The organism is Nocardia sp. NPDC005746 (genome assembly GCF_040630785.1).
Classification (GTDB): domain Bacteria; phylum Actinomycetota; class Actinomycetes; order Mycobacteriales; family Mycobacteriaceae; genus Nocardia.
Genome location: NZ_JBEXYE010000004.1, coordinates 26,353 through 46,510, shown reverse-complemented (window position 1 = coordinate 46,510; position 20,158 = coordinate 26,353). Strand labels below are relative to the sequence as shown.

Here is a 20,158-nt window from a genome sequence, read left to right as displayed (position 1 = left end):
CCGAGGACTTGTGTTGACTACCGACCATCTTGACCGCTGGAACGCTCACGAGGCTGCGGCGGAGGCGATGATTCCGATCATCGGCAGCTTGTATCGGGACAAGGGGGTGACGATTCTGCTGCACAGCCGGTCACTGGTGAACAAGTCGGTGATCAGCATCCTGCGGACCCACCGGTTCGCGCGGCAGATCGAGGGCGAGGAACTGTCGATCGACGAGACGCTGCCCTTCCTGGAGGCGCTGCGCTCGCTCGACCTGGGCCCCAGCAAGATCGACCTGGGTCGTCTGGTGATGGCCTACCGCGCCGACGAGCGCGGCCTGTCGGTCCCCGAGTTCACCGCCGACGTGCTCGCCGAGGTGACCGACGGCAACAAGGCCGAGGCGCAGGGCCCGCGCGATGTCGTGCTGTACGGCTTCGGCCGCATCGGCCGCCTGGTGTCGCGCCTGCTCATCGAGAAGGTCGGCTCCGGCAACGGCCTGGTCCTGCGGGCCGTCGTGGTCCGCAAGGGCGGCGAGGACGACCTGGTCAAGCGCGCGTCGCTGCTGCGCCGCGACTCGGTGCACGGCCAGTTCAACGGCACCATCAAGGTCGATGCCGAGAACAACACGATCATCGCCAACGGCAACGCCATCAAGTTCATCTACAGCAACGACCCGACCTCGATCGACTACACCGAGTACGGGATCGACAACGCGATCCTGATCGACAACACCGGCAAGTGGCGTGACCGCGCGGGCCTGGAACAGCACCTGCGCCCGGGCATCTCGAAGGTCGTGCTGACCGCGCCCGGCAAGGGCGACGTCCCGAACATCGTGCACGGCGTCAACCACCGTGAGCTGGACCTGTCGCAGACCGTCTACTCCTGCGCGTCCTGCACCACCAACGCGATCGTCCCGCCGCTGAAGGCGATGGAGGACGAGTTCGGCATCGTGCGCGGCCACGTGGAGACGGTGCACTCGTTCACCAATGACCAGAACCTGCTGGACAACTACCACAGCTCCGACCGTCGCGGCCGTTCCGCGCCGTTCAACCTGGTGCTGACCGAGACCGGCGCGCAGTCCGCGGTCAAGAAGGCCATGCCGGACTTCTCGGCCAAGATCACCGGCAGCTCGATTCGCGTTCCCACCCCGGATGTCTCGGTGGCGATCCTGAACCTGCAGCTCGAGCGCGCGACCTCCAAGGACGAGGTGCTCGAGTACCTGCGCGAGATGTCGCTGTCGGGTCCGTTGAGCCGCAACCTCGATTTCACCGCGGCCACCGATGTGGTCTCGAGTGACTTCATCGGCTCGCGCGCCGCGTCGATCGTGGACGCCAACGCCACCATCGTGGACGGCGACACCGCGATCCTCTACCTCTGGTACGACAACGAGTTCGGCTACTCGTGCCAGGTCGTGCGGACCGTGCAGTACATCTCGGGCATCGAGTACCCGACCTACCCGCGCGTGGGCGCGGAGAGTGTCGCGGTCGCGGCGGGCTAGTCCCCGGATGTGACGAAGGGCCCCGGCGGTGTGACCGCCGGGGCCCTTCGCTGGGTGTCGACTAGCTGACCGGTGTGACCGGCTGCCAGCACACCACGCGGGCGGGCTGCGGGGTCACGGTCGCGCCGGCCGGGATGGCGCACTGGTTGGTGTCGGTGGTGCCGTCGAAGCGGCCGCCGATCTGGACGGTGATGGCGGTGCCGTTCTTGGCCGCGCAGTCGATGGGCGCGATCTGGTTGACGTCGGGCTGCATGCTGTAGCAGCTGCCCACCTTGACGTTGGGGGCGAAGCACAGCGAGCTGTTGCCATTGGTGAGCACGAAGTAGCCCGCGTCGCGCAGCTTGCCGTCGGGGCAGGTGGCGCCGTTCTTCACCGAGGCGGCCAGTTCGTAGACCGCGGAGTTGTCCTCGCAGGCGGTCGGCTTGATCTTGCCGATCTGGGCGCCGCGGTAGTCGGTGGCGGTGACGCAGTTGCCCACGGCCAGTTCGGGATCCTTGGCCGAGATGGTGCCGGACTTGGTGAGGCCCGCGACGAGGCCGAGCGCCAGGACCAGGATGCCGGCGACGGCGACGATGGTGCCCGTGTGCTTGGGCAGGCCGGATGACGCGGTCTTGGCGGGGAGGCCGCCCTCTTCCGCTGCGACGGGGGTCGTCTTCGACCGGTTGCGCAGTACGAGCCCCACGATCAGCAGGACCACGCCGGCCGCTGGGATCAGGAGGCTGCCGGCGGAGAAGCCGGAGGAGTCGGCCGAATCTCCGGCCGCAAGGATCGCGGTCGACCCGATTTGCCCAATGAACACGTGTTTCAACCCTTCCGGTCCGGTGACGGACTCGGCAGGAAAGTACCTCGAGTGGGGTACCGGCCGGGCTGTTTTTAAATGAACTTGTTTCCGATTTCTTCGGAGTGTGCTCACTGCTGTGCGGGACCACCGAGGTGATCCCGCACGTCCCCGGTCAGTGGCAGTCGTGCTTGAACGACAGCCGCTCCGACCAGCGCTGCGAGGTCGGATCGTAGGCCTGGATGTAGGAGTCGTCGCCGCCCGTGCAGGGCGCGTGGAAGCCCGACTTCGGATCCCACATCGGGGTCTGATAGCCGAACGAGGCGCCCGCGTAGCCGTTGTGCGGCCCGGCCTTCACCGTGTACGTGGCCAGCCGCGTGCCGTTGTTCCGATTCACGATCAGCGTGACCGTCCCATTGTCGAAGTGATCACCGTTGATCTTGAACTGCGCTCCGGCATCGGAGACCGAGGTGCACACGTCGCCGTCGCATTTGTTGCCCGCGGTGTAGGTGGTCAGCCAGATGTGCAGCGACGCCTTGCGGGCGGCCGCCGCGGCATTGTCGTCCTTGGCCTGCTGCCGCACGGCCGGGGTGACGCAGACGACGTCACCGGTGTAGGCCTCCCGCCAGACATACCCGTTCACACAGGTATTGGGCCCGTACGCGCCGCCGCCCGCCTTCCGGGACGCGGCCGCGGCATTGTCGGCCCGCGCCTGATCCCGGGTGCCGGGGCTGACGCACACGTGGTCGGCCGAGTTGGCCTCCCGCCACACGTAGCCTTCCTGACAGGTGTCGGGCCCGTAGTCGCCGCCCGCGTTGGCGACGGTGAGGCTGCCGAACAATCCGAAACTGGCGGAACCGACGATGGCCGCTGCGAGCGCGGCGCGGGCGGCGGTACGGGCGTGGGTGGCGATCATCGGTGCGGTTCCTTCGTTATCGGAGGGGGCGGATGCACCGAGAATGCGGGCCGCTACCAATGAACGACCAACGAGAAACTCATGGCCGCGAACGGCCGGTGGCCAGCAGCAGCAACTCGCCGATCGGAGCTCGCACCGGGAGGCCGCCCCCCGCAGCCCATTCGGTGTCGGTCGCGATGAGCCGTTGCCGGGCCAGAGTCTCGCGAATCCCGAAAGTCCCCGCCGCACAGATCCGATCGAGCGATACCCGTGCCGCGTCGATCGGGATGTCGCGCGGGATGCCGAGGGGGATGGCGATGTCCTGACCGTGCACGAGCAGATCCATGAGGCGGTCGGCGGGGGTGGAGCCGAGGGCGGTCGCCCGGGCGGGCACGGTGGCCCGCAGTTCGTCGAGCAGTTGCGTGGTGGTCGAGGTCGCCGCGTGGCGGATGGCGGTGTCGCGGATCATGGTGTGCAGGTTGCCGCCCGCGCGGACCAGGCCGATCAGGATGGCGGCGGTGCTCGGCTGAGCGGACAGGACCACGTGCGCGACCACGTCGCGGATTCGCCAATCCGCGCACAGGGATTGATGATTCCACTGGGCTTCCGACAGCGAGTCGAGCAGGTCGTGGAGGCTGATGCGTTCGGCGGCGACCGCCCGCCAGATCTGTTCGGTGGTCAGGGTGGGAGTTGTCATTCCCGTACCGTAGGAATTCCACCGGGGTGGAGGTTCAAGTGAACGTGACCCACGACACACACGAGCGGCTGATCGGGATCGGCGAATTGGCGCGGCGATCGGGAGTGCCGGTCCGGACCATCCGGTTCTATTGCGACGAAGGGGTATTGGCGGCGCGGCGTAGTACCGGCGGGCATCGGATGTTCGAGCCCGTGAGTGCGCTCGAACGGTTGTTGCTGGTCCGGCGGTTGCGGGCGGTCGGGGTGGGACTCGCGGCGATCATCGCGGTGGTGGACGGGCGGCGCAGTGTCGAGGACGCGGTGCTCGGCGAGCGGCGGGTCGTCGAGGCGGAACTGGCCGCGTTGACGTGGCGGCAGGCGGCGCTGGCGGCGGTGGCGGACGCGCCGCCGGGGGAGCGGGCGAGGCGGCTCGAATTGGTTGCGGTGGTGCGGGATCGGGGACGCGCCACGGACACGGTGGTGCGGTTCTGGCGTCGGGTCCTGGAGCCGTTGACACCGGAGATGTTCGACGCGTTCGTCGATATGAACGTCCCGGAGCCGATCGATCCCACCTCGGCGGAACTGCTGGCCTTCGCGGAATTGGTCAACGCGGTCGGGGATCCCGGCCTGTATCAGGCGGTTTCGCGGCAGCTGTGGCGGGCGGACCAGGAGCGCATCACGCATCGGCGGGCGCTGCTCGACGGTGTCGCGTGGGCGTGCGCGGCGGCCGGGCCGCAGGTGGTGGCGAACCGGCCGCCGGGCCCGGGACCGGAACTCGACCAGTTCGTCGACGTCCACGCCCGGGCGCGCGGCGAAAGCGACAGTCCCGGTTTCCGGCGGCGGCTACTGTCCGGCGCAATCGATTCCGACGAGCGGGTCCTGCGCTACTGGAGCCTGACCGCGGAGGTGACGGGTGCCCTGACGACCGGCGCCGCGCAGCAATGGCTGCACGGCGCGTTGGAGCGATCGGTGGGTGGTGGGCCGGAGTAGGTGGTCCGGCCCACCGGAACGGCCAGGGATCAGTGCGTTTCGCCCGCGGTCTCGGCCAGCCAGTTGCGCAGCCAGACGGTGGCGGTGGTGCCGTTGCTGTCGACGACGTACCGCGGATACGACTGGTGCACGCCCGAGTCCAGGAAGTCCTGGACCTGTTTGATCCACTGCTCGCCCGCCGGGTTGTCGCCCGGCGCGTTGATGATGGCGGTGCCGCCCTGGACCAGGGCCTCGGACAGGATGGACTGGAAGGTCAGCGCATAGCTGGGAATCTGGACCGGGTCCTGGGCGGTGAGCTGGGTGAGCAGCCCGGCCGAGCGGCCCGCCAGGTCGTCGGTGGGGACCGAGCAGTACAGGTCGCCGGCCGCGCAGAAGGTGCGGACCCGCGGGCTGAGCCAGCCGAAGCCGCCCGCCCGCGCGCCGCCCGCGCCGGTGCCGGCCACGTGGGGGCCGATCAGGGCGTCGGTGGGGGAGCGGCGCGGATCGGAGACCAGTCCGACGGCGGCCACCCGATCGGGCGGGACGACACCGAGGCCGGTGCCGATCTCGGAGGCCAGGTCGCCCGCCGCGTCCGCGCCCTGGCTGTAGCCGATCAGCGCGAAACGTGTTGCCGCGCACCGGGCGGCCATGGCGGAGATGAGCCCGCGGGCATTGCTCACGGCCTCGTGCTTGGAGCGGCCGTAGACCTCGCCGTCCCAGGGGAAGGCGGTGGCCGGATAGCTGACGTAGTCGGTGCGCACGGAGCCGGGCAGGCCGCGCGTGACTTGGGAGAGCATGCCCTGTTTCGGATCGTCGACAGAGGTTTCCCAGGTGCCGGGGACGGCGATCACATTGAGGTTGGGGCAATCCGCCGGCGTGGCCTGTACGCCGGGTGCGCCGGTGGCCGTGAGGATTCCGGCCGCGGTCGCCACCGCCGCGAGCGCGCTGCTCGCCGTTCTGAAGGCTCGGGTTAATCGAATGGACAAAGTCCACACCCCTTGTTCGAATCGTTCGGACGATTTCTCCACCGCATGGTCGGTGCCGGGGGCGGCACGTCGAGCAGAACATACCAAAGGTGGGGGCCGGTCTCGAGACTGATTGCGCGGGAAACGCCGAGAACCGGACGGATGGGATAAATTGACACCTGTTCCCATTGTCCGGCGTAGCGGCGCGCGGGCGAAATCCAATTCCATTGTGCCGCGCCGATTTCGCCGAGGTTAATTCGCGGGCCGGTAGCCGATTCCTCATTGCTAGCAATCGACGCGCCGCCCGGCAGGTCGGACTCCAGGCCGATTATGTGGGAGTATTCCGTCCGGGAGAAGTTCTGGCAGTGGTCGCGGACGCTGAGCCGTCGATTCGCTACAGGGCAGGAGGGAACCGGCGGATATGAGTATCCGGGCAACGAATATCGGGGAACATCAGGGCATCACGCTGCCCACATTCGGTGATGTGTTGCGGCGGTTGCGCGACCAGCGCGGACTTTCCCGGGAGCGGCTGGCATTCTCGGCCGGGGTCAGCGCCAGTTATGTCACGCAGTTGGAGAAGGGTGGGAAAGCCAAGCCCACCCAGGCTGTGGTCGACGCGCTCGTCAGATGCATGAATCAGCGGAATCCGTTGTCGGACACCGAGCGTCGATATCTCTACGATTTGGCCGGGCTCACCGGCTCGGGATATCCGACGGTCGCGGAGTTGAAGAGATCGATCGGCGCCGACGCGCTGCGCGTCCTCGCCATGCACCGGCCCAAGCTGGCGGCGTTCTACGACACCCGCGGCAATGTGCTGGCCGGGAACATCGAATGGGCGCAGGCGTTTCCGGGACTGGCCGAGAACGGGAATCTGTACCGGTGGATGTTCGCCGACCCGGCGGCCCGGCAGGTGATGGCCGATTGGGAGGCCGACGCGCGGAAGTCGGTGAGCTGGCTGCGCGGGAGTGTCGGCTCGCTGACAGACCCCACCGTGTTCGGCGATCTCATGCGCGAGCTCGGCGAGTTCGCGGAGTTCCGGCGCTTCTGGTCCACCGGTGACGTCGGGTTCGCCCCGCCCGTGCGGACCATGCGGTTGCGTGATCGGGGCACGGGCGAGCTGAAGCTGTACCGGATCCAGGTGGGCATGCTGGAATCCGTGGCGCATCCCGGCCTGATCGTCGCCACGGTCGGGCTGCCCACCGGTTCGGCTAGTTGATCGGGGTCAGGATCACGACCGGGATCTCGCGCTCGGTCCACGCCTGGTAGGTGTCGAAGTCGGCGTAGGCCTCCACGAGTCGCGGCCAGAGCCGGGCGCGCTGATCGGCGTCGGCGGTGTGGGCGCGCACCGCGAACCGGTCGCGGCCGATCTGGATGTGGGTGTCCGGGTTCGCGCACAGATTGCGGTACCACTGCGGGTGCTTGGGCAGCCCGCCCTGTGAGGCCACCACGATGGTGTCCGCGCCGTCGCCGATGTACAGCAGCGGGACCGTGTAGACGGTGCCGGACTTGCGGCCGCGGTGCTCGAGCAGCAGCGTCGGCACCGGTTTGCGGAAGCCCGCGCCGATGCGCCATTTCCCGCCGATCCGGCCACCGGTGCGGCGGTAGATCCAGACCTGCGCGCGGCCGGTGTATTTGAAGATCTTGGGCAGGACCGGGGAGTCGAGTTGCGGGGGCCGCGGCGGGGTGGTGGTCATGGGCTTCCTTTCATGCCCCTCGACCATACAGTCAGCACCAGGTGTATGGTCAAGGTGTGCGCACGCATGGATGGTCCGGATCAGCTCCCGCCGACGACGCGGAGGCGGTCGACCGCATCGTGGCCGCCGCCCGCCGCGCCATCGACCGCTCCGGCGACGAGTTCAGTATCGCGGAGGTGGCCCGTGACCTCGGCGTCACCCGGCAGACGGTGTACCGCTATTTCCCCAGCGCGGAAACGCTTTTGACGGCGACGGCCATCGCGCAGACGGAGCATTTCCTGGACGTGCTGGCCGAGCGGCTGATTGAGATTCGTGAACCGGCGACCGCGGTCGTGGAGGGCATCGCCTACACCCTGGAACGGCTGCTGGAGGAGAAATACCTCGGTCTGCTACTGCGTCCGGGGCGGGCCAGCGCCTTCTCGGCGGGCGTAACTTCCGATACCGCAAAGTCTTTCGGGCGTTCACTGCTGGAACGCTTCTCGGTGGATTGGGTGGGCGCCGGGATCTCGGACAATGATCTGGACGAACTCGTCGAGCACATGCTGCGCATCGTGCAGTCGTTCGTCATCGATCCGGGCTGCCCGCCGCGACGGGGCGCGGAGTTGCGCGACTATCTCTCGAAGTGGGTCGCGCCCGCACTGCTTTAGGGAAACCCCGGGGCCTAGCCTGCCCCGGGGTCTCGGTGGCCGCCCATTTGCGGCACGCCGACACGGTTGAGAACGGGTTGAGTCTGAAGTTAACGTGACGCTCTGCGATTGAGCTACAGCCCATTGGTGGCTGGGCCGGCAGGAGTTGAACCCGCAACCTTCACGCTGACAAGCCGTTCCTTCGATTCGGCGTTCGGCGGCGAATACTGAAACTGGAGCGATAGTGTGAGTTTGAAGGCGCGGTGCCTCTGCCGGTTGGGCTATCCCGCCGTGTATGGCGGGAGGAGGATTCGAACCTCCACTGGGCCGCTGTGCCTGTCACAGTTGAACTTCTGTTTCAGCTTGCGCTCCTTGCGCACTGCCGACTGTAGCCGCAGCCGCGCTACTCAGCCAAACAAATATCCGAAGACGTTCTCGCCCAGCTTGCGCTGGGTGACTTCGGCGTTGTTGGCCTCCTCGCGCGCGAATTTCACCGCGTGCTGGAGCTTTTCGACGCGCTCGGTCAGCTCGTTGACGCGCTTGGCGGGCAGCGCGCCGGAGAACCGGATGGTCCGCCAATAGCCGACCACCACATCCTCGTGATACACCTCGACCTGCGCCGGATGCTTGTCCGTCGCTTCGGCTTTCACGTGGTTGCGCGGAATCTTCTTGGTGCGCACCGTCTGTACCGGCTCGGTCGCGTAGCAGTCCGCGGCGGCGTCGTACTCCCACGACTCGGCGGCGTCCAGCACCGGCAGCTTGCGGACGAACGTGTGCAGGTCGACCAGCTGCTTCTCCAGGAACAGCAGGTAGGTGATGGGCGCGTTCTCGACCAGGGTGCGGCCGTCGACGACCACGTCGGCGGTGGCGGCGCAGTTCGCCCAGTCCTTGGTGGCCACCACATCGAACAGCTTGGTCAGGATTTCCGCCGTGGTGTGCAGGACTTCCTCGGATCTCACCTGGACGCGCGTCGATTCGGGCGGCAGCTGCTCGCCCTCCTCGTCCTTGGGACGGTAGGTGCGCGAAATGCCGCTCAGCAGCGGGTTTTTGGCCAGCTTGTGATGGGCCTCGGTGAGCTCGGAGAAGGTACGGGACTTGATCCCTTTCTCGACGGCGACAATCTGATTCAAACGTGTCATTCGGGCACTGTATCGGTGGATCGTTCTTGTCGGCCAGACGTTTTCGGCCCGCGCATCGGTGGTGGCGGACTGTGCGGTCTGTGAGTCCGCTGCGACTTCGCGGTCGGGTACGGGTCCCGTTCCTGCTCGCCCGCGCCCGGCGCCGGATCCGGATCGTCGAGTCCGGCCGCACCCGTGCCCGATGCGGTGGCGCGCGGGCGGCGGGGTACGCGGCTGCGCGGGCCCGCCGGGCCGCACGGCTCGCGGCCGCGCGCCCCGAAGCCGCGCTCAGCCCGGAATCGGGCGTGCGGTAGAAAAGGTATGGCGTCGTGGACGCATCCGCTGATGCCGCCGCCGAGGAGACTTCGTGCGGTCATCGACATCTGAACGGAGAGGCTGTTTCATGGCGACCTCGGAAGCGCGCGCCCAGATCGGCGTGACCGGCCTGGCGGTCATGGGTAGCAATATCGCCCGCAACTTCGCCCGGCACGGCTACACCGTGGCCCTGCACAACCGCAGCATCGGCAAGACCGACGCCCTGCTCGCCGAGCACGGCGGTGACGGCGACTTCGTGCGCACCGAGACCGTCGAGGAGTTCGTGGCCGCGCTGGAGAAGCCGCGCCGCGTGCTGATCATGGTGAAGGCGGGCGACGCCACCGACGCCGTCATCGAGGAGTTGGCCGAGGCCATGGAGCCCGGCGACATCATCATCGACGGCGGCAACGCCCTCTACACCGACACCATCCGCCGTGAGGCGGCGATGAAGGCGCGCGGCCTGAACTTCGTCGGCGCCGGCATCTCCGGTGGTGAGGAGGGCGCCCTGAACGGCCCCGCCATCATGCCGGGCGGCCCGAAGGAGTCCTACGAGTCGCTGGGCCCGCTGCTGGAGTCGATCGCCGCCCAGGTCGACGGCGTCCCCTGCTGTACCCACATCGGCCCCGACGGTTCCGGCCACTTCGTGAAGATGGTGCACAACGGCATCGAGTACGCCGACATGCAGCTGATCGGCGAGGCCTACAACCTGTTCCGTGACGCGCTGGGCTTCGATGCCAAGCAGATCGCCGACGTCTTCACCCAGTGGAACTCCGGCGACCTGGAGAGCTACCTGGTCGAGATCACCGCCGAGGTGCTGAACCAGGTCGACGCCAAGACCGGCAAGCCGCTGGTCGACGTGATCGTCGATGCCGCCGAGCAGAAGGGCACCGGCCGCTGGACCGTCAAGTCGGCCCTCGACCTCGGCATCCCCGTGACCGGTATCGCCGAGGCCGTCTTCGCCCGCGCCCTGTCCGGCTCCCGCACCCAGCGCGCCGCAGCCAAGGGCCTCGCCTCCGGCGTCCTGGGCGAGAAGCCCACCGACGTCGCCGAATTCACCGAGGCGATCCGCCAGGCCCTCTATGCCTCCAAGATCGTCGCCTACGCCCAGGGCTTCGACCAGATCGCCGCCGGCTCCGCCGAATACAACTGGGACCTGCACCCCGGCGACCTCGCCACCATCTGGCGCGGCGGCTGCATCATCCGCGCCCGCTTCCTCAACCGCATCAAGGAAGCCTACGAAGCCGACCCGGCCCTCCCGTCCCTGATCCTCGCCCCCTACTTCCGCGAGGCCATCGAGACGGCCATCGACAGCTGGCGCCGCGTGGTGGTCGTCGCCACCCAGCTCGGCATCCCGGTCCCGGCCTTCGCCTCCTCCCTCTCCTACTACGACGGCCTCCGCGCCGAACGCCTCCCGGCCGCCCTGACCCAGGGCCAGCGCGACTTCTTCGGCGCCCACACCTACGAGCGCATCGACGCCGAAGGCAAGTACCACACCCTGTGGAGCGGCGACCGCAGCGAAGTCCCCGCGTAAGTCGCGGTAGGACAACCGGTCTCATAACGAAGGCGGGGCAGGCGCCAATCGGCGCCTGCCCCGCCTTCGTTGTCGACTGCGAGCTGAATCGCCTCAGAGGGGGAGACAGAGCAATAGGACTATTCGGTCGGGGTAGGTTTCGCTTTGGATGGGGCCTACTTGGACGTTGTATTCGCGGATTGTGCCGGAGTTGGGGTTTCGGAGGCGGAGGGTGCGGACGGGCGGGGTGAAGTCGACCGTGCCTTCGGACCAGTATTGGCGGAAGTGGGGGTAACGGGCCAGATCGGCGACCAGGGTGGTGAGGGAGGGATCGTCGGGGAGGCGGCCGACGGTCATGCGGAGCCATTGGACGTAGAGGCGGGCCTCGGTTTGCCAGTCGGGTTCAACGAGTTTGGCTATCGGGTTGCCGAAGAGCCAGTGGAAGATATTGCGGTCCTCGCGGAGGCCGGGGAAGGCGGCGTACCAGTCGTCGTTGGCGTCGAGGACGTCGCCGCCAGGGGCGATGTAGGCGGCGAGGGCGGGGTGGAACAGGGCCAGGGCCTCGCGTTGGTCGGGGGTGAGGGAGTCGTACAGGTCCTCGGAGGTGGGGGCGTCGTCCACGCGCAGGCCCGCCAGGTCGAAGAGGTGGCGGCGGTCGGTGGGGGTCAGCGGCGCCTTGGTGTCGAGGCAGCGCAGGAGGGCTTCGACGACGGATCGGGTCGGGTTGCCGCGTTCGCCCTTCTCGAGCAGGGTGACGTAGCTGGCGCTGACGCCGGCGGAGTAGGCCAGGTGTTCGCGGGAGAAGCCGCGTTCGTCGCGGAGGCGGCGTAAGGCCTGGCCGAAGCTGGGAATCGAGATGTCATCCGCCAGCCGGTCGCCGTCTCCGGTCACCGATGCCCGCCTTCCCACTGCATGCTCATCGCCGATTCCCGCTCGCAGTCACCGACGAGCAACCCATAACGGGATGCTGCCACATAACTCGTTTCTCGACGGTCATGCATTAGATCCTGTTTGTGTGTGTCGGAGCGCTTGTGGCGGCGGTGCAGCGCGTGATATTCGCGCTTACCACATCGGGGCTCGATCGGGTACTGGGAAGGTGCTGGGTATCGCCATGGAGTCGGCGCAGAATCCGGGTTCGGCTCTCGTCGGGACATGGTGGGCCGCACTACTTTTCGAGGCGTCTTCAATTTCGCTCTCGAAAGGTTCTACATATGTGGGCTCTGGTTCTCGCCGCGGTCGGTCTCATGACGGGTAGTGCGGTGGCCGCGGGTGCGGCGGGTAGTGCGGGATCGCTGGCCGGGAATATCTGACCGGTCAGGGCTGCGGGTCCGCGGCCATCGCGTCGCGGACCGAACTCTCCTGTGCGCCACGGAATGTCGGCTCGGGGTGCAGGAGAATGGAATAGACGGCCTTGGTGTCGGCCAATTGCTCGCGCAGCCAATTCTGGCGATAGACCGTGGTGTGCGGCATGGTGTCGTCACCGACCGCGACCGTATCGATCCCGGCCGCGCGGCACAGCGCGATGGTGCGGGGCAGGCTGAAATCCTGGGTGACCGCGATGGCGGAGGTGACGCCGAAGATGTCGTGGGCGCGCACACACGATTCGTGGGTGCTGAATCCGGCGTAGTCGAGCGCGATCTTGGCGGCGGGCACACCCTGCTCGATCAGGTAGGCGCGCATGGCGGTCGGCTCGTCGTAGGTGGAGCGGCCGTTGTCGCCGGTGAGCAGCAGCGCCTTCACCTTCCCGGCCTCCAGCAGCCGCCGGCCCAGGTCCAGGCGGGCCTTCAGGTAGTCCGACGGCTTCCCGTTCGCCTTGACCTCCGCGCCGAGCACGATGGCGACATCGGCGGACGGGGCGCTCTCCACGCTGTACTCGTACTTCCGGTGCGCCATCCGGATCCACAGATCCGACGCGACCAGCACCGTGAATCCCAGCACCGCGATCACGGCGCAGATCTTCACCACCCGCCGCAGCGGCAACCACGTGGCGACCCGGCCGCGGGCGGAGCGGAGAGCGGAACGCAACTGCATGGTCGCCAGTGTGCCGGAACTCCCCGCGTCGATCGAACGACTTTTCGCCCGTGTCGGTGCCGTGGAGACGAAGAGGGTTCCGGCTCAGACCGGCTGCACGCCGATCATCGGCAGCACCGTGCGCCGCGCGAACTCGCGTGCCGCCGTCTCGTCGGTGAGCGGGATCAGCCCGTCCGGCGTCAGCACCAGCGACTGCCCCAGCCGCGCGAACACCTCGGCCACCAGATCGGCGTCGAAGTCCGGCACGTCCCCGGAAGCCTGTAGCGCGCGTAGTTTCTCGGCCAGATAGGTGCGCCCGACCGCGAGTACCGGCCCGGCCTCGGTGGTCAGCCGCGGCAGGATGGTCTCCGGCTCGGTGCGCAGCAGTCGCCGCAGCAGCTTGTTGTTGGCCAGCTGAATGATGAACGCCGCAAATACCTCCACCAGCTGCGCCTGCCCGGACTTGCCGCCCGCGGCGATCCGCACCCGCTCGTCGATCTCGGCGATGAACAGCTGCGCCTCGCGCACGCCGACCGCGGCGACCAGATCGTTCTTGGATTCGAATCGCCGGTACAGGGTGGCGGGGCTGATCCCGGCGCGACGGGCGATTTCCCCCATGCTGGTTCGCTTGATCCCGAAGTCCAGGAACGCCGACAGCGCGCTTTCCAATAGCTGTTCGCCTTCGCTCCGCGGCTTTTCGAGAATGCGTTGCAGGATGGTGGGAACGGACGGCATCGAGTCTCCAGTCGATCGGGTGGACGACCCCGCGACAGCGCGGTGAACGGCCGAGGCGCGGTAGCGCACAGGCCGATCCGAAAGTATCTCATTGCCGCGGGGTCGCGGTTCGTACCCCGTCCGATCAGTGAACGCCCGGTCCGGTCAGCGGACGTCGAGGGCGGCCATTTCGCTCTCGATGGCATTGGCCGCGAAATCGATGCCGCTGGAACGCAGTTCGTGGACTCGGCGTTGCAGCGCCTCGAATCCCCCTGGCTGCGCGGCGATGTCGGCCACGCTGATGCGCTGTCGGTGCATACCGTCGTGCTTGTACGACACCGTGAAACCTCCTGCTAGCCCCGAGCGCGCACCCGGCTAGCGGCTGCACAGCGCGGGCCGCCGGGAACGCATCCGCCGATGCTAGCAGCGGACTGACTGGTCACTTGATCAGTGTGGGGCTTCTCACACGCCCCCTTCAGTCACGCCTCTTGACCCTGGCGATGCAGCGCCGAGTTGTGCAGGTATGCGGCCGCATTCAGGCGAATGTGATCACGCTCGGCCTCGCTCAGCTCCCGGCGCACCTTGCCCGGGACGCCCGCCACCAGCGACCCCGGCGGAATCTGCGCGCCCTCCGGCACCAGCGCGTTGGCCGCGATCAGACTGCCCTCGCCGATCACCGCGCCGTTGAGCACCGTCGCGCCCATCCCGATCAGCACGTCATCGCCGACGGTGCAGCCGTGCAGAATCGCGTTGTGCCCGACCGAGACACCCTCGCCCACGGTGCACGGGAAGCCGGGATCGGCGTGCAGCACGCAGCCGTCCTGGATATTGCTGCGCGCGCCCACGGTGATCTGGTCCATGTCCCCGCGCAGCACCGCCGAATACCAGACGCTCACTTCGTCTTCCAGCCGCACCCGGCCGGCCACGGTGGCGTTGGGCGCGATCCACGCGGTCTCGTCGATCTGCGGCGCGTGCTCACCCAGCTGAATCCTCATGGGGCGAACTTAGCGGCGGAACAGGGCGCGGTGGGCCGCGGGGGTGGTGCCCAGCAGCCGGTGGAAGTGATGGCGCAGATTGACGCCGGTGCCCAGTCCGGAATCGGCGGCGACGCGATCCATGGTGTCGTCGGTCGATTCCAGCAGCAGCCGGGCGTGATCGACGCGCTGCTGCAGCAGCCACTGCTGCGGGCTCGCGCCGGTGCGGTCGCGGAATCGCCGGGTGAAGGTGCGCCGCGACATGAGCGCCGTGCGCGCCCAGCCGTCCAGATCGACGGGCTCGTCGAGATGGGTGCGGGCCCAGACCATGGCGTGCTCGATCGGATCCTCGTCCACCGATTCGGGCACCGCGACCGGAATGTACTGCGCCTGTGAGCCACTGCGATGCGGGGCCAGTACGAGACTGCGCGCCAGTTCGGCCGCCATTCTGCTGCCGTGATCGGTGCGCACCAGATGCAGGCAGCAGTCGAGTGCCGCGGCCGTGCCAGCGGAGGTGATCAGATCGCCGTCGTCGGTCCACAACCGGTCGGCCCGCACCCGCACCGCCGGATAGGCGCGGGCCAGTTCCGTGGCCGCCGACCAGTGGGTGGTGATCTCGCGCCCGTCGGCCAGGCCGCTGGCCGCCACCGCCCACGCGCCCAGGCACAGGCCCACGATCCGGGCGCCGCGGGCGTGGGCCCGGTGCAGGGCGTCGCGAACCGGTTCGGGCAGTGGGCGATCGCGGTCCCACGCGGGGATCACGAAGGTGTCGGCGGTCTCGGCCGCCTCCAGCCCGTGGCCGACGACGATGTCGAATCCCGCGGGCGTGGCGAAGGTTCCGGGTTGCTCGGCGCACACCACCACGCGGTACGGACTGTGGTCGGGGCCGCCCGCGCCGATCCGGCCGAACACCAGGGTGGGGACCGACAGGTGGAAGGGGCTGATCCCGTCGTGCGCCAGAACGGCGACGGTGTGCTCGGCACGCATGGCCCGATCTTATCGATACGCGGCCTTCGGGCCACTGTCGGCGCTCGGTCCCGCGGACGAAACTCGATGCCATGACGAACAAGATCGACACCGCGGCCGCCCTCGAGATCCTCCACATCGGCGGTCCCACCGTGCGTTTCGGCTACGGCGACCTGACCTTCCTGACCGACCCGACCTTCGACGAGCCCGGCAACTACCCCGGCCCGGTCACCCTCTACAAGCTGGCCGGACCGGCCGTCCCGGTCGCGCAGATCGGCCCGATCGACGTGGTGCTGCTCTCACACGACCAGCACGCCGACAACCTCGACGCCGCCGGTCGCGCGCTGCTGCCGAGCGTCGAGCACGTGCTGTCGACCCCCGACGCCGCCGAGCGCATGGAAGGCGTTCGGGGACTCGCGAACTGGGAATCGGTGCGGATCGGCGCGGTGACCGTCACCGGCGTGCCCGCGCTGCACGGACCGGAGGGCTGCGAGCCGCTCACCGGTGTGGTCACCGGGTTCGTCCTGCAGGCCGACGGGTTGCCGACCGTGTACGTCTCCGGCGACAACGCCTCGGTCGAGAACGTGCAGCGGATCGCAGAACGCTTCGGGCGCATCGACATCGCCATCCTCAATGTGGGGGCGGCGAACGTCGACCGCTTCGGCGATCTGGATCTGACCCTCAACGGCCGCACCGCCGCCAAGGCCTCGCTCGCGCTCGGCGACGCGCTGATCGTGCCGGTGCACGCCGAGGGCTGGGCGCACTTCTCCGAGCACCTCGACTACCTGACCCACCGCTTCATGCTCGCGGGACAGACCGACCGCCTGCGCATCCCGAGCCCCGGCGAGACCCTGACCCTCGAGCTCCCCGCCGCGGTCGCGCGCTGAGAACGGCCGCCGAATTCGGGCCGTGGCGCTGATGGCGGCGCGGCCCCGGCCGGGGAACGATGGCGGTATGAGAATCGGGGTTCCACGGGAGGTCAAGGAGCAGGAGTACCGCGTCGCCCTCACCCCGGCCGGCGCCGGGGAACTGGTGCGGGGCGGCCACGAGGTGCTGATCGAGGCCGGAGCGGGCCTCGGGTCCGGCTTCCACGATGCCGACTACCTCGCGGCGGGCGCCCGCACCGCACCCACCGCCGACGACGTCTGGGACGCGGCCGAACTGGTGCTGAAGGTGAAAGAGCCGATCGCCGAGGAGTATTCGCGCATGCGGGTGGGGCAGGTGCTGTTCACCTTCCTGCACCTGGCCGCCTCGCGGGAATGCACCGACGCCATCCTGCGCTCGGGTATCACCGCCATCGCCTACGAGACCGTGCGCGCAGCCGACGGCACCCTGCCGTTGCTCGCGCCCATGAGCGAGGTGGCGGGCAAGCTCGGCGGCATGGTCGGGGCGTATCACCTGATGGCGCCGCAGGGCGGGTCCGGGCTGCTGCTCGGCGGGGTGCCGGGCGTGCGGCCCGCGGACACGGTGGTGCTGGGCGGGGGCGTGGCGGGCAGCAACGCGGCGACCGTCGCGGTCGGCATGGGGGCGCGGGTCACGGTGCTGGACACCAATATCGCGCGATTGCGGGAACTGGACGCCCGGTTCGGCGGGCGGATCACCACCATCGGATCGAATACCGCCGAGGTCGAGAAGGCCGTGCTGGCCGCCGATCTGGTGATCGGGTCGGTGCTGGTGCCGGGTGCGCGGGCCCCGAAACTGGTGCCCGACAGTCTGGTCGCGCGGATGCGGTCCGGCGCGGTGCTGGTCGATATCGCCATCGATCAGGGCGGCTGCTTCGAGAGCTCGCATCCGACCACGCACGCGAAGCCGACGTTCCACGTGGCGGACACGCTGTTCTACTGCGTCGCGAACATGCCGGGCGCGGTCCCGCACACGTCCACCGTGGCGCTCACCAATGTGACGCTGCCGTACGCGCGCGCCATCGCGAACCTGGGCTGGTCGGGCGCGTGCGCCGCGGATCCCGGTCTCGCGCAAGGGCTCACCGCCGACGCCGGGCGGCTCTACTCGCCGGAGGTAGCGGCCGCGCACGGCCTGGGGCCGGCGACCTACACCTCGTCCTGACCCGGCGGCGGGCCCGCGACCTGGGGAATCCGGTTGCGGGCCCGTGGTGTCCGTCGCTCAGGACTCGGATGAGCCCAGCGCCCAATCGGGTCCCGCGCCGTCGGCCGGGAGGTCGCGCAGCTTGTCCGGGTTACGCACCACGTCGATCTTGGTGATCCGGCCCTCGTCGATGGTGAACGAGAAGACGCCGGTGTTCTTGCCGTCGAACACCACCAGACCGGGACGGCCGTTGACCAGCACCGGGCGACCCCACGCGCCGCCGACCTTCGACGCGAACTCCAGGAACCCGAGCAGCGTCGCGGCGACCTTGTCCGCGCCGTGCATCGGGTGCAGGAACGCCTGCACCTTGCCGCCGCCGTCGGAGGTGAAGGTGACATTGGTGTCGAGCACACCCAGTAGCGCGCTCAGGTCGCCGGAACGCCACGCCACCGCGAACGCCGACACCACCTTCTCGTGCTCGTCCGCGCTGGCGGGGAAGCGGGGAGTGCCGTTCTCCACGTGTTTACGGGCGCGCGAGGCCAATTGGCGCACTGCGGCGGGGGTGCGGCCCACGACTTCGGCCACCTCCGGACCGGTCATGCCGAAGACGTCCTGCAGTACGAACGCGGTCCGCTCGGCGGGCGACAGCGATTCCAGCACCACCAGCAGCGCGGTGGTGACCCGCTCGTCCTGCGAGATGCGGTCCGCCGGGTCGTCCCAGGTGGTGACCTCGGGCTCCGGAAGCCATTCGCCCACATACTGTTCGCGCCGCGCCCGGGCGGACCCCAGGTAGTCGAGGGCCAGCCGCCCGGTGACCGTGGTCAGCCAGGCGCGCAGGTTCTCGATCTGCGCGTCCTCGGGGCTGGTCTCGTAGTACCGGACCAGTCGCAGCCACGCCTCCTGCACCACGTCGTCGGCGTCGCTGAGACTGCCGAGCGTGCTGTACGCGACCCGCCGCAGATAGCCGCGATGCTCCTCGAACTGCCGTGCCAGCTCGGCCTGATCGGGCCCGTCCGGCCGCTGCCCACCACTCATCGCACCCTCGCCTTCGCTTACGCCCGCCTGTTGGGCGAACCGTTCACAGCACCGACGACACAGCTCATCGGAGTGTGACATTCACCCGATGAACTTAGCCAAGCCGACTGTCCGGTCTCGCGATTGCGGTCGGAGCGACCGCCGAAACGGACGCGAAGCGCGGGGCCGTTCCGGCGTCAGGGCCGTGCCCTGAGGACGTGGGTCAGCGTTGGCGGCAGTACACAGCCGCCGCCGCGGCCAGCGCCGTGCCGAGCTGGACGGCCTCCGAGAGCCGGACCGCGCGGCGGAGATCGCGCACCCGTGGCACCGGGCCGTCGCCCAGCGTGGGCCGCATCTCGATCCCGTGCCGATACTCGGTGCGCCCGCCGAGCGTCACCCCGAGCGCCCCCGCCATGGACGCCTCCGCCACACCGGCATTCGGACTCGGATGCTTCGCGGCATCCCGCCGCCAGGCCCGCCACGCATCACCCGGGCGGCCACCGATCACCGGCGCGAGCGCGGTCGTGAGCAGCCCGCTCACCCGCGCGGGCGCGAGGTTCGCGACATCATCGGTCCGCGCCGCCGCCCACCCGAACCGCTCGTACCGCTCATTGCGATAGCCGACCATCGCGTCGAGGGTATTGATCGCCCGATAGGCCAGCAGCCCCGGAACACCCGCCGCCGCGCCCCAGAACAGCGGCGCGACAGTCGCGTCCGAGGTGTTCTCGGCGATGGATTCGAGCGCGGCCCGCGCCAGCCCATCCGCGTCGAGCGCCTCGGGATCCCGCCCGCACAGCGACGGCAGCAACGCCCGCGCCCCATCGATGTCCCCGGACTCGAGCCGATCAGCCATATCCCGCCCGGTCTTCGCGAGCGTGGTCCCGCCGAGCACGGTCCAGGTCACGGCCGCGGTGAGCGCCACCTCCGCCACCGCCCGCCCGAGCGAGATCCCACCCCGGCCCGCCGAACGCCCTCGCGAGATCCGCCGCCCCGCGCCGGCCTGCCCGGACGCCATGCGCCGCAACCCGATTCCCAGCCCCGTCGCGGCGCCGACCAGCACGATCTCGTGCACTACGCCGGCGGCGCGGCTGTCCCGATAGGTGACCTGCTCGACCCGCATTGCCGCCGAACCGAACCCGGCCACCGGATGCCCGCGCCGAGGATCGCCCAGCACCCGATCCAGCCCGAACCCGAGCAGCAACCCGGCCGCACTAGCAGTCCCCATACGCACCCGGCGAGGCTAGCCGAGCCGACGGCACGCCCGGCCCCCGGCCGCCGCGCACACCGTCAGGCGACCGTCCTGGCGGGAGATCGGTGCGCCCAGCACGAACGTGACGATGGCCCAGGTGCCGACGCCCCGATGGCCGTGCACCCTCGGATTCGCGCGCTCGGACACCGTGCGGAGTTCAGGAGTC

General features: G+C 68.9%; 23 protein-coding genes. 8 read left to right on the top strand and 15 right to left on the bottom strand.

All coding sequences use genetic code 11. From position 1 onward, the window contains the following. Nucleotides 1–13 precede the first annotated feature (13 nt). Entirely contained in the window at nucleotides 14–1,477 is a 1,464-nt protein-coding gene (locus tag ABZ412_RS09090) for a glyceraldehyde-3-phosphate dehydrogenase (protein WP_357278282.1), read from the top strand. A 61-nt stretch (nucleotides 1,478–1,538) separates the two neighbouring features. Here ABZ412_RS09090 and ABZ412_RS09085 read toward each other — a convergent pair whose 3' ends face one another. The 3 genes from ABZ412_RS09085 to ABZ412_RS09075 all read right to left on the bottom strand — a co-directional run bounded on the left by ABZ412_RS09085 (nucleotide 1,539) and on the right by ABZ412_RS09075 (nucleotide 3,847). Next, entirely contained in the window at nucleotides 1,539–2,276 is a 738-nt protein-coding gene (locus tag ABZ412_RS09085) for a hypothetical protein (RefSeq protein ID WP_357278280.1), read from the bottom strand. Nucleotides 2,277–2,430: 154 nt separating this feature from the next. Continuing rightward, nucleotides 2,431–3,171: a hypothetical protein gene (locus ABZ412_RS09080; protein ID WP_357278277.1), complete on the bottom strand. Its 741-nt coding sequence runs from the start codon at nucleotides 3,169–3,171 to the stop codon at nucleotides 2,431–2,433. A 79-nt stretch (nucleotides 3,172–3,250) separates the two neighbouring features. Then, nucleotides 3,251–3,847: a maleylpyruvate isomerase family mycothiol-dependent enzyme gene (locus ABZ412_RS09075; RefSeq protein ID WP_357278275.1), complete on the bottom strand. Its 597-nt coding sequence runs from the start codon at nucleotides 3,845–3,847 to the stop codon at nucleotides 3,251–3,253. A gap of 44 nt (nucleotides 3,848–3,891) precedes the next feature. Between ABZ412_RS09075 and ABZ412_RS09070 the strand changes: the two genes are divergently transcribed. After that, nucleotides 3,892–4,815, top strand: coding sequence for a MerR family transcriptional regulator (locus ABZ412_RS09070; protein WP_357278272.1), 924 nt, complete (start codon nucleotides 3,892–3,894; stop codon nucleotides 4,813–4,815). Between the two features lie 29 nt (nucleotides 4,816–4,844). Here ABZ412_RS09070 and ABZ412_RS09065 read toward each other — a convergent pair whose 3' ends face one another. After that, nucleotides 4,845–5,780 carry a cutinase family protein gene (locus tag ABZ412_RS09065; RefSeq protein WP_357278270.1) on the bottom strand — a complete coding sequence of 312 codons (936 nt, stop codon included), beginning with the start codon at nucleotides 5,778–5,780 and terminating at the stop codon, nucleotides 4,845–4,847. 400 nt (nucleotides 5,781–6,180) lie between these two features. On the opposite strand from ABZ412_RS09065, the gene ABZ412_RS09060 reads away from it, so the two are divergent. Beyond that, nucleotides 6,181–6,975 (top strand): helix-turn-helix domain-containing protein, encoded by a 795-nt coding sequence (locus ABZ412_RS09060; RefSeq protein WP_357278267.1) that lies wholly within the window; start codon nucleotides 6,181–6,183, stop codon nucleotides 6,973–6,975. Here ABZ412_RS09060 and ABZ412_RS09055 read toward each other — a convergent pair. Further along, nucleotides 6,968–7,453 (bottom strand): nitroreductase family deazaflavin-dependent oxidoreductase, encoded by a 486-nt coding sequence (locus ABZ412_RS09055; RefSeq protein ID WP_357278265.1) that lies wholly within the window; start codon nucleotides 7,451–7,453, stop codon nucleotides 6,968–6,970. The two genes, ABZ412_RS09060 and ABZ412_RS09055, sit on opposite strands and share 8 nt — an antisense overlap. 56 nt (nucleotides 7,454–7,509) lie before the next feature. Here ABZ412_RS09055 and ABZ412_RS09050 point away from each other — a divergent pair, with 56 nt between their 5' ends. Next, on the top strand, nucleotides 7,510–8,100 hold the full coding sequence (locus ABZ412_RS09050) for a TetR/AcrR family transcriptional regulator (protein WP_357278263.1): 591 nt from the start codon (nucleotides 7,510–7,512) through the stop codon (nucleotides 8,098–8,100). Nucleotides 8,101–8,486: 386 nt separating this feature from the next. On the opposite strand, the gene ABZ412_RS09045 is transcribed toward ABZ412_RS09050, so the two are convergent. After that, on the bottom strand, nucleotides 8,487–9,218 hold the full coding sequence (locus ABZ412_RS09045) for a hypothetical protein (protein WP_357278261.1): 732 nt from the start codon (nucleotides 9,216–9,218) through the stop codon (nucleotides 8,487–8,489). 80 nt (nucleotides 9,219–9,298) lie between these two features. Here ABZ412_RS09045 and ABZ412_RS09040 point away from each other — a divergent pair, with 80 nt between their 5' ends. After that, nucleotides 9,299–9,511, top strand: coding sequence for a hypothetical protein (locus tag ABZ412_RS09040; RefSeq protein ID WP_357278259.1), 213 nt, complete (start codon nucleotides 9,299–9,301; stop codon nucleotides 9,509–9,511). Between the two features lie 89 nt (nucleotides 9,512–9,600). Continuing rightward, nucleotides 9,601–11,043 carry an NADP-dependent phosphogluconate dehydrogenase gene (gene gndA / locus ABZ412_RS09035; protein WP_357278256.1) on the top strand — a complete coding sequence of 481 codons (1,443 nt, stop codon included), beginning with the start codon at nucleotides 9,601–9,603 and terminating at the stop codon, nucleotides 11,041–11,043. 93 nt (nucleotides 11,044–11,136) lie between these two features. On the opposite strand, the gene ABZ412_RS09030 is transcribed toward gndA, so the two are convergent. From ABZ412_RS09030 to ABZ412_RS09005, 6 genes are all read right to left on the bottom strand, one after another. Beyond that, nucleotides 11,137–11,913 carry a helix-turn-helix transcriptional regulator gene (locus tag ABZ412_RS09030; RefSeq protein ID WP_357278253.1) on the bottom strand — a complete coding sequence of 259 codons (777 nt, stop codon included), beginning with the start codon at nucleotides 11,911–11,913 and terminating at the stop codon, nucleotides 11,137–11,139. 423 nt (nucleotides 11,914–12,336) lie between these two features. Continuing rightward, nucleotides 12,337–13,053, bottom strand: a complete 717-nt coding sequence (locus ABZ412_RS09025) for an ElyC/SanA/YdcF family protein (protein WP_357278251.1) — start codon at nucleotides 13,051–13,053, stop codon at nucleotides 12,337–12,339. 84 nt (nucleotides 13,054–13,137) lie between these two features. Then, on the bottom strand, nucleotides 13,138–13,767 hold the full coding sequence (locus ABZ412_RS09020) for a TetR/AcrR family transcriptional regulator (protein ID WP_357278248.1): 630 nt from the start codon (nucleotides 13,765–13,767) through the stop codon (nucleotides 13,138–13,140). Between the two features lie 144 nt (nucleotides 13,768–13,911). Beyond that, nucleotides 13,912–14,085 carry a hypothetical protein gene (locus ABZ412_RS09015; protein WP_213560258.1) on the bottom strand — a complete coding sequence of 58 codons (174 nt, stop codon included), beginning with the start codon at nucleotides 14,083–14,085 and terminating at the stop codon, nucleotides 13,912–13,914. 140 nt (nucleotides 14,086–14,225) lie between these two features. Next, nucleotides 14,226–14,741, bottom strand: a complete 516-nt coding sequence (locus ABZ412_RS09010; protein ID WP_357278245.1) for a gamma carbonic anhydrase family protein — start codon at nucleotides 14,739–14,741, stop codon at nucleotides 14,226–14,228. A gap of 9 nt (nucleotides 14,742–14,750) precedes the next feature. Further along, nucleotides 14,751–15,707 (bottom strand): helix-turn-helix domain-containing protein, encoded by a 957-nt coding sequence (locus ABZ412_RS09005; RefSeq protein ID WP_357278243.1) that lies wholly within the window; start codon nucleotides 15,705–15,707, stop codon nucleotides 14,751–14,753. Nucleotides 15,708–15,778: 71 nt separating this feature from the next. On the opposite strand from ABZ412_RS09005, the gene ABZ412_RS09000 reads away from it, so the two are divergent. Both ABZ412_RS09000 and ald read left to right on the top strand, forming a co-directional pair. Next, complete coding sequence (locus tag ABZ412_RS09000; protein WP_357278241.1) at nucleotides 15,779–16,573, top strand: MBL fold metallo-hydrolase; 795 nt, start codon at nucleotides 15,779–15,781, stop codon at nucleotides 16,571–16,573. A 67-nt stretch (nucleotides 16,574–16,640) separates the two neighbouring features. Beyond that, nucleotides 16,641–17,750: an alanine dehydrogenase gene (gene ald / locus ABZ412_RS08995; protein WP_357278239.1), complete on the top strand. Its 1,110-nt coding sequence runs from the start codon at nucleotides 16,641–16,643 to the stop codon at nucleotides 17,748–17,750. Between the two features lie 57 nt (nucleotides 17,751–17,807). On the opposite strand, the gene sigJ is transcribed toward ald, so the two are convergent. From sigJ to ABZ412_RS08980, 3 genes are all read right to left on the bottom strand, one after another. Continuing rightward, nucleotides 17,808–18,764 carry an RNA polymerase sigma factor SigJ gene (gene sigJ / locus ABZ412_RS08990; protein ID WP_357278237.1) on the bottom strand — a complete coding sequence of 319 codons (957 nt, stop codon included), beginning with the start codon at nucleotides 18,762–18,764 and terminating at the stop codon, nucleotides 17,808–17,810. Between the two features lie 202 nt (nucleotides 18,765–18,966). Next, nucleotides 18,967–19,968, bottom strand: coding sequence for a cobalamin biosynthesis protein (locus ABZ412_RS08985; RefSeq protein ID WP_357279002.1), 1,002 nt, complete (start codon nucleotides 19,966–19,968; stop codon nucleotides 18,967–18,969). 15 nt (nucleotides 19,969–19,983) lie between these two features. Continuing rightward, nucleotides 19,984–20,139, bottom strand: a complete 156-nt coding sequence (locus ABZ412_RS08980) for a hypothetical protein (protein WP_357278234.1) — start codon at nucleotides 20,137–20,139, stop codon at nucleotides 19,984–19,986. Nucleotides 20,140–20,158: the final 19 nt, after the last annotated feature.

Coding starts and splice junctions, on each gene's coding strand:
- ABZ412_RS09060 (WP_357278267.1), top strand. CDS start 6,181: ATGAGTATCCGGGCAACGAATATCGGGGAACATCAGGGCATCACGCTG.
- ABZ412_RS08985 (WP_357279002.1), bottom strand. CDS start 19,968: ATGGGGACTGCTAGTGCGGCCGGGTTGCTGCTCGGGTTCGGGCTGGAT.
- ABZ412_RS09025 (WP_357278251.1), bottom strand. CDS start 13,053: ATGCAGTTGCGTTCCGCTCTCCGCTCCGCCCGCGGCCGGGTCGCCACG.
- ABZ412_RS09020 (WP_357278248.1), bottom strand. CDS start 13,767: ATGCCGTCCGTTCCCACCATCCTGCAACGCATTCTCGAAAAGCCGCGG.
- ABZ412_RS09075 (WP_357278275.1), bottom strand. CDS start 3,847: ATGACAACTCCCACCCTGACCACCGAACAGATCTGGCGGGCGGTCGCC.
- ABZ412_RS09005 (WP_357278243.1), bottom strand. CDS start 15,707: ATGCGTGCCGAGCACACCGTCGCCGTTCTGGCGCACGACGGGATCAGC.
- ABZ412_RS09080 (WP_357278277.1), bottom strand. CDS start 3,171: ATGATCGCCACCCACGCCCGTACCGCCGCCCGCGCCGCGCTCGCAGCG.
- ald (WP_357278239.1), top strand. CDS start 16,641: ATGAGAATCGGGGTTCCACGGGAGGTCAAGGAGCAGGAGTACCGCGTC.
- ABZ412_RS09010 (WP_357278245.1), bottom strand. CDS start 14,741: ATGAGGATTCAGCTGGGTGAGCACGCGCCGCAGATCGACGAGACCGCG.
- ABZ412_RS09055 (WP_357278265.1), bottom strand. CDS start 7,453: ATGACCACCACCCCGCCGCGGCCCCCGCAACTCGACTCCCCGGTCCTG.
- gndA (WP_357278256.1), top strand. CDS start 9,601: ATGGCGACCTCGGAAGCGCGCGCCCAGATCGGCGTGACCGGCCTGGCG.
- ABZ412_RS09000 (WP_357278241.1), top strand. CDS start 15,779: ATGACGAACAAGATCGACACCGCGGCCGCCCTCGAGATCCTCCACATC.
- sigJ (WP_357278237.1), bottom strand. CDS start 18,764: ATGAGTGGTGGGCAGCGGCCGGACGGGCCCGATCAGGCCGAGCTGGCA.
- ABZ412_RS09045 (WP_357278261.1), bottom strand. CDS start 9,218: ATGACACGTTTGAATCAGATTGTCGCCGTCGAGAAAGGGATCAAGTCC.